General features: G+C 74.2%; 8 protein-coding genes. 1 reads left to right on the forward strand and 7 read right to left on the reverse strand.

Annotated features, from left to right (window positions below; genetic code table 11):
- The 7 genes from tolR to E2C05_RS26770 all read right to left on the reverse strand — a co-directional run.
- Positions 1 to 485 (reverse strand): protein TolR (tolR, locus tag E2C05_RS26740; protein WP_133222705.1); only part of this gene is annotated, 485 nt, incomplete at its 3' end.
- A gap of 4 nt (positions 486 to 489) precedes the next feature.
- Positions 490 to 1,206, reverse strand: coding sequence for a protein TolQ (gene tolQ, locus E2C05_RS26745; protein ID WP_133222712.1), 717 nt, complete (start codon positions 1,204 to 1,206; stop codon positions 490 to 492).
- Positions 1,207 to 1,401: 195 nt separating this feature from the next.
- On the reverse strand, positions 1,402 to 2,058 hold the full coding sequence (locus tag E2C05_RS35235) for a YbgC/FadM family acyl-CoA thioesterase (protein ID WP_133222706.1): 657 nt from the start codon (positions 2,056 to 2,058) through the stop codon (positions 1,402 to 1,404).
- Complete coding sequence (ruvB, locus tag E2C05_RS26755; RefSeq protein ID WP_133222707.1) at positions 2,055 to 3,137, reverse strand: Holliday junction branch migration DNA helicase RuvB; 1,083 nt, start codon at positions 3,135 to 3,137, stop codon at positions 2,055 to 2,057. The genes E2C05_RS35235 and ruvB overlap by 4 nt, the downstream gene beginning before the upstream one ends.
- On the reverse strand, positions 3,134 to 3,748 hold the full coding sequence (ruvA, locus tag E2C05_RS26760) for a Holliday junction branch migration protein RuvA (RefSeq protein ID WP_133222708.1): 615 nt from the start codon (positions 3,746 to 3,748) through the stop codon (positions 3,134 to 3,136). The genes ruvB and ruvA overlap by 4 nt, the downstream gene beginning before the upstream one ends.
- 87 nt (positions 3,749 to 3,835) lie before the next feature.
- A complete protein-coding gene (ruvC, locus tag E2C05_RS26765; RefSeq protein WP_133222709.1) occupies positions 3,836 to 4,384 on the reverse strand; it encodes a crossover junction endodeoxyribonuclease RuvC in 549 nt (182 codons plus the stop codon).
- A gap of 249 nt (positions 4,385 to 4,633) precedes the next feature.
- Positions 4,634 to 5,383 (reverse strand): YebC/PmpR family DNA-binding transcriptional regulator, encoded by a 750-nt coding sequence (locus E2C05_RS26770; protein ID WP_133222710.1) that lies wholly within the window; start codon positions 5,381 to 5,383, stop codon positions 4,634 to 4,636.
- Between the two features lie 664 nt (positions 5,384 to 6,047).
- Between E2C05_RS26770 and E2C05_RS26775 the strand changes: the two genes are divergently transcribed.
- A complete protein-coding gene (locus tag E2C05_RS26775; protein WP_133222711.1) occupies positions 6,048 to 6,677 on the forward strand; it encodes a pyridoxamine 5'-phosphate oxidase family protein in 630 nt (209 codons plus the stop codon).
- Positions 6,678 to 6,868 lie beyond the last annotated feature (191 nt).

The following is a 6,868-nucleotide window of genomic DNA, read 5'->3' on the forward strand; positions in this document are numbered from 1 at the left end:
GGTGCCGCCGCGGGCGCCGCCGGGCGGGCCGCGCCGCCCGCCGCCGGGCGTCCCGCCGGCTGCTCGGCCAGCAGCGCCACCTTGCTGAAGCCGCCGGCGCTGATGGTGCCCATCACCTCCATCACCCGGCCATAGCTGATCGCCTTGTCGCCGCGGACGAAGATGCGCCGCTCCGGCGCGCCGGCCGGCTGGTTGCGGCCGATCGCCTGCAGCTGCGTGACCAGGCCGTCCAGCGGCACCTCGGTCTCCTGCAGGAAGATCTTGCCCTCGGGGTTCACCGTGATGGTGATCGGCTCGTTGTCCTGGTTGAGCTGGGTCGCCTGGGTCTTCGGCAGGTCCACCGGCACGCCCACCGTCATCAGCGGCGCCGCGACCATGAAGATGATGAGCAGCACCAGCATCACGTCGACCAGCGGCGTGACGTTGATCTCGGCGAGCGGCCGGTAGCGGCCGCGGCCCTTGCCGATGTTGAGGCTGGCCGCCATGGCGCTACTCCGCCGCCGGGGCGGGGGCGCGGGCCGGGTCGGCCATCACGCTCTCGGTCTGCCGCGCCAGGATGCCGCCGAACTCGGCCGCGAAGCCTTCCAGCCGGGCGGCGAAGCGCGCCAGGTCGGTGGTGATCTTGTTGTAGGCCAGCACCGCCGGGATGGCGGCGACCAGGCCGATGGCGGTGGCGAACAACGCCTCCGCGATGCCGGGCGCGACCACCGCCAGGTTGGTGTTCTGCATGCCCGCGATGGCGGCGAAGGAGTTCATGATGCCCCAGACCGTGCCGAACAGGCCGACGAAGGGCGCGACCGACCCGACCGAGGCGAGGAAGACCATCCAGCGCTCCAGCCGCTCCATCTCCCGCTGCACGGTGACCGCCATGGTGCGGTCCACCCGCTCCTTCAGGCCGGTCGCGGCGAGGTCGGAGCCGGCCAGGCGCTGCGCGCCGCGGCGCCATTCCCGCATGGCGGAGACGAAGACGGCGGCCATCGGATGGGTCGGCTGCTCGCCTTCCTGCCGGTAGAGGTCATCCAGGCTGCCGCCGGACCAGAAGGCGTCCTCGAACCCGTCCGCCGCCTTGTTGACGCGGCGCAGGCTGGTCACCTTCTCGAAGACGATGGCCCAGACCCAGACGCTGGCGACCAGCAGCCCGAGCATGACCAGCTTCACGACCCAGTCGGCCTGCAGGAACAGGCCCCAGAGGGAGAGGTCGTGCATCGCCCCGCCCAGGTTCTCCGCCGTCACGCTGCCGCCCACCGCCTCGCTCCATTCCTCTGCCGGGCGGCGCGGCCGCCCGAGACATTTCGTTGGCAAGGCGGAGCGGCCGGCGGCCGCGCCCTCCCCGCCCTGTACCCGCCCGGCACCCCCGGCCCGGTCATCCGGTCCAGGCACCCGGCCGGGCCGCGCCCCCGGTCAGGGCGTGGCGGGGGCCGAGATCGCCTCCAGCGCGCCGCGCCAGGGCTCCGGGATGCGCTTCGGGCGGAGGCTCTGCCGGTCGATGCAGGCAAGCTCCACCCGCAATGCCGCCAGAGGCCCCTCCCCCACGGCATCGTCCCCGGCCACCACCCGCTGGTCGAGCAGGATGGTGACGCCGCGGACCGCAACGACGCGGGTTTCGACCACGACTGCGTCATCCAGCCTGGCTGGCCGCCAATACTCCACTTCGATGCGCCGCACCACGAGTATCGAATGGTGACGTTCCATGAGAGATTGATGCGGCAAATCAATGGCACGCAAGGATTCCGTCCGGGCCCGTTCGGCCCAGCGGAGGTAGTTCGCGTGGTAGGCCATGCCGCCGGCGTCGGTGTCCTCGAAATAGACCCGCAGCGGGTAGCGATGCGCCGGCGCGGCCGGGGGGTGCAGCAGGCCGCGCGGCCGCGGCTCGCCGGCGCGCGCCTCCCCGTGCGGCCGACCCGGGCCTCCGGGCTCTGCCCTCGGGCTGTCGGGTGCGGTGCCGGATCGCGGCCGACCCGGACCTCCGGGCTCCGCCCTCCGGTCATCGGACGCGGTGCCGGATCGCGGCCGATCCGGACCTTCGCGCTCCGCCCTCCGGTCATCGGACGCGGTCATGGCGGCTCCCCGCCCGCCAGCAGGTCGGGCTGGACGGCGAAGCCGGCGGGCGGCGCCAGGCCGAGATGCGTCCAGCCAGGCAGGCCCAGAACCCGGCCGCGCGGGGTGCGCAGCACCAGCCCTTCCTGGATCAGGTAGGGCTCGATCACGTCCTCGATCGTGTCGCGCGATTCGGCCAGCGCCGCGGCCAGGGTCTCGACCCCGACCGGGCCGCCATTGTGGTGCTCGGCGATGCGCCGCAGGTAGCGGCGGTCCATCGCGTCCAGGCCCTTGGCATCCACTTCCAGCCGGTTCAGCGCGCCATCCACCATCGCGCGGTCGGCGGCGATCCCGGCCACCATGGAAAAGTCCCGCACGCGGCGCAGCAGCCGCCCGGCGATGCGCGGGGTGCCGCGGGAGCGGCGCGCCACTTCCCAGGCGCCGTCCTCCGACAGGTCGAAGCCCAGCTTGAAGGCGCCGCGCGTGACGATGCGCAGCAGCTCCTCCGGCGTGTAGAATTGCAGCCGCAGCGGGATGCCGAAGCGGTCGCGCAGCGGCTGCGCCAGCAGGCCGGACCGGGTGGTCGCGCCCACCAGGGTGAAGGGCGGCAGGTCGATGCGCACGGTGCGCGCCGCCGGCCCCTCTCCGATGATGAGGTCGAGCTGGAAATCCTCCATGGCGGGATAGAGGGTTTCCTCGAGCGCCGGCTGCAGCCGGTGGATCTCGTCGACGAAGAGCACGTCGCGCGGCTGCAGGTTGGTCAGGATGGCGGCGAGGTCGCCGGCCCGCTGCAGGATCGGGCCGCTGGTCGCGCGGAAGCCGACGCCGAGCTCCCGCGCGACGATCTGCGCCAGCGTGGTCTTGCCGAGGCCGGGCGGGCCGTGCAGCAGCACATGGTCCAGCGCCTCCCCCCGGCCGCGCGCGGCCTGGATGAAGACCGCCAGGTTCTCCCGCAGCCCCTGCTGTCCGGTGAAGTCGGACAGCGTCTGCGGGCGCAGCGTCGCCTCGGCGGCATCCTCCTCGGTCCGGACGGGCGTGGTGATGCGGTCGTCCGCCGCCGGCTCGGGCGGCGGCGCGGGTTTGCCCCTGCGGCCGCTCATCGCGCCAGCTCCTTCAGGCTGTCGCGGATCAGCGCCTCGAGGACGGCGCCCTCGCCGAGCCGCGCCTTGGCGCGGTTGACCGCGGCCTGCGCCTCGGGCCGCTTCCAGCCGAGATTGATCAGCGCCGAGACGGCATCGGCTTCGGCGCCCGCCGGCGCGGCCGGGCCGGCGGCGGGCGCGAGGCCGGCAGCGATGCCGGACGCGGGCTGGATGCCGCCCGCCCAGTCGCGCAACTCCGTCACCAGCCGGTCGGCCAGCCGGGCGCCGACGCCATTGGCCTGGCGCAGCCCGGTGCGGTCGCCGGCGCGGATGGCATTGGCCAGGTCTTCCGGCCCGAAGGCGGAGAGGATGTCGAGCGCCACCTTGGGCCCGACGCCCTGGACGGAGGTGAGTTTCACGAAGGTGTCGCGTTCCTGCGCGGTGGCGAAGCCGAACAGCACGATGGCGTCCTGCCGCACATGCGTCTCGACCAGGACGCGGGCGCTGGGCGCGTCGCGCAGCCGGTCCAGCGTCCTGGTCGAGCAGGAGAGCAGGTAGCCCACCCCGTTCACGTCGAGGATGCAGCCCCCTTCGTGGATCGAATCCAGCTTGCCGGTGAGGCGCCCGATCAAGGCGCTAGGCTCGCACCGGTCCAGGCCGGGTGCCGGCCTGGCGGGGGTGGTGCGGAGGAGGCGACGCCCCCTCCGGTCGGCGGGTGGTCATGCCGGGACATACCCCTTGGCGAAGGCGAGCCGCGTCCCGCGATGATGCGCGTGGCAGATGGCAACAGCGAGCGCGTCGGCGGCGTCGGCCCGCTTGATGGTGGCGCCCGGCAGCAGGCGGCGGACCATGGCCTCGACCTGCGGCTTCTCGGCATGGCCGGTGCCGACCACGGCGCGCTTCACCTCCATGGCCTGGTATTCCGCGACAGGCAGCCCGGCGAGGGCCGGCGCCAGCAGCACCACCCCGCGCGCCTGGCCGAGCTTGAGGGCGGCGCCGGGATTCTTGTTGACATAGGTATGCTCGACCGCGGCCTCGTCCGGCCGAAGCTGGTCGATCAGCATCATCAGCGCGCGGTGCAGGGTGCAGAGCCGGTCGGCGAGCGGCGCATCGGCCGCGGTGGAGATGACGCCGTCGCCCAGATGGCGGAGGCGGCTGCCGGCGCTCTCCACCAGGCCCCAGCCGGTGTGCTGCAGGCCGGGATCCAGCCCGAGAAGCCTGACCGATTGCGTGCCGGTCCGGTTCACGCCGCGCCCCTCGCCTGGCATCGCCCGGCCGCAGGGCGCCGCGATCGGACGCATGGCCTGCCGGTCCGGTTCACGCGGCGCTCCCCGCCTCGCCTCGCGCGGCTGCGGCGCGCCGCGATCGGACGCATGACGTGCCGGTCCAATTCACGCGCCACTCCCCGCCTCGCCTCGCTCGGCTGCGCCGCGATCGGACGCATGACGTGCCGGTCCGATTCACGCGCCACTCCTCGCCTCGCCTCGCTCGGCTGCGCCGCGATCGGACCGGACCCGTCAGGCCGACAGCCGCTGCGACACGGCCTCCGAGACCTCGAAATTGGCGTAGACATTCTGCACGTCGTCGCTCTCGTCCAGCCGGTCGAGCAGCTTCAGGATGTCGCGCGCCTTCTCCTCGTCGAGGTCGATGCGGACACCGGGCACCCATTCGACCCTGGCGCTCTCGGGGCTGCCGAATCTCGCTTCCATCGCGTCGCGGACGGCGAAGAAATCCTCGGGCGCGCAGGTGACCTCGTGCCCCTCCTCGTCCGACTCGACATCCAGCGCGCCGGCCTCGATCGCCGCCTCCAGCATCTCCTCCGCCTTGTCGGGCAGGCCGGGGAACCAGAGCACGCCCTTGCGCTCGAACTGGAAGGAGACGCTGTTGGTCTCGCCCAGCGCGCCGCCGGCCTTGGCGAAGGCGCTGCGGATGTCGCCGGCGGTGCGGTTGCGGTTGTCCGTCAGCGCCTCGACGATGATGGCGACGCCATAGGGCCCGTAGCCCTCGTAGCGCACCTCCTGGTAGTCCTCGCCCTGCGCACCCTGCGCCGCGCGCTTGATGGCGCGGTCGATCGTGTCCCGCGTCATGTTGGCGGTCAGCGCCGCCTTCACCGCGGCGCGCAGCCGCGGGTTCATGGCCGGGTCGGGCAGGCCGGTCTTGGCGGAGACCGTGATCTCGCGGATCAGCTTGGCGAAGGCCTGGGCCTTCTTCGCGCCCTGGGCCGCCTTGCGGTGCATGATGTTCTTGGCGTGCGAATGGCCCGCCATGGAAGGGGCTCCGGCATCTTAAGATTGCGGATGAGGAAGGGCTTATAGCGCCGTGGGAGGCGCGGCGCCACCGGGACGGGACAGGGCTCGCCGGCCCGGCCGGCGCCCGTCAGGGCGCCACCGGAACGACCCGGCGGGCAGGATGCGCCGCCCCCCGATGCCCCGCGTTCCCGGCGTCGCGCCGCTCCTCTGCCCCGGCACGCTTCCGCCGGCGCCTGCGGTCGGCACCGGCCCGGGCCGGCAGGTCGCCGCCAGCCGGCGGCGGGCGCATGGGCGGGATGCCACCGGCCCGCGCAGGCTGCGGCCGCAGCGCCTGGCGCCCGGCAGGCCGGCGATCGGGCATGGCGGGCGGACCGCCCGGATCTCCCGGCCCGTGCCGACCCCTGGCAGCAGGCGCGCCCCGCCATCGCCGGGGGGCGACCCCGCGCGGCCCGGGGACGGCCAGCGGGACAATGGGGGACTGCGCCATCCGGCCTGCCCTGCCCCCGTGCCGGGGGCAAGGCGGCGCCGGGCGAAGCCGGCCTGCCGGAGGCCAGCGGCCCGCCGGGGCGCGGCCCGGCGGGCGGGCGGCCGCACCGGCGCCTGATCCCGCGGGCGGTGCATCCGCGGCATCCCTGACGAAGGCGGCTTGCCGCCGGGTCGCCTCGCCTGCCACGCTGCCGGCATGGACAGCCTCGCCCCCGCCGACCCCTTCGCCGTCACCACCCTGGACCAGCTCGGGCAGCTCTACGACCCGCCGCGGGAGCTGGTGCTGAAGAAGGTCATCCACCGGCTGGAGCCGCGGGCGCGGGCCTTCATCGCCGCCTCCCCCTTCGCCATCCTGGGGACGGTCGGGCCGCAGGGGGTGCATGCGACGCCGCGCGGCGACGCCCCCGGCTTCATCGAGCCGCTGGACGACCGCACGCTGGCCCTGCCCGACCGGCGCGGCAACAACCGGCTGGACGCGCTGCGGGACATCATCGCCGACCCGCGGGTGGCGCTGCTGTTCCTGGTGCCCGGCATCGGGGAGGCGCTGCGGGTCAACGGCACGGCCCGCATCACCGCCGACCCGGCGCTGCGCGCCCGCTTCGCCGTGCAGGGGAAGGAGCCGGTGACCGTCCTCCTCGTCACGATCGAGGAGCTGTACATGCAATGCGCCAAGTCCATCCTGCGCTCGAAGCTCTGGGGCGAGCGGGCGCGGCCGCAGGCGGTGCCGAGCATGGGCGAGATCATCGCCGCCCATACCGACGGCATGGTCGAGCCGGCGCAATACGACGCCGAGGCGCCGCAGCGGCTGCGCGACACGATGTACTGAGGACGCCGGATCCGCGGTGAAGGATTGGCGGCGCAGGGCTGGCGGCCCCGGCCCGCGCTGACGCACCCGTTCCGAAGTGCGGCCGGCGGGCGGCGACGGATCCCCGGCCGGGGCGGGCCTGGCGCGAGACCATGCGGCGCCGCGGGCCCCGCCAGGGCCAGCGGCCGGCCAGCCGGCCCCGCCCGCGCGGC

Source organism: Paracraurococcus ruber (genome assembly GCF_004353985.1).
Lineage (GTDB): Bacteria > Pseudomonadota > Alphaproteobacteria > Acetobacterales > Acetobacteraceae > Paracraurococcus > Paracraurococcus ruber.

Coding starts and splice junctions, on each gene's coding strand:
- tolQ (WP_133222712.1), bottom strand. CDS start 1,206: ATGCACGACCTCTCCCTCTGGGGCCTGTTCCTGCAGGCCGACTGGGTC.
- E2C05_RS35235 (WP_133222706.1), bottom strand. CDS start 2,058: ATGACCGCGTCCGATGACCGGAGGGCGGAGCGCGAAGGTCCGGATCGG.
- ruvB (WP_133222707.1), bottom strand. CDS start 3,137: ATGAGCGGCCGCAGGGGCAAACCCGCGCCGCCGCCCGAGCCGGCGGCG.
- ruvC (WP_133222709.1), bottom strand. CDS start 4,384: ATGCCAGGCGAGGGGCGCGGCGTGAACCGGACCGGCACGCAATCGGTC.
- E2C05_RS26770 (WP_133222710.1), bottom strand. CDS start 5,383: ATGGCGGGCCATTCGCACGCCAAGAACATCATGCACCGCAAGGCGGCC.
- E2C05_RS26775 (WP_133222711.1), top strand. CDS start 6,048: ATGGACAGCCTCGCCCCCGCCGACCCCTTCGCCGTCACCACCCTGGAC.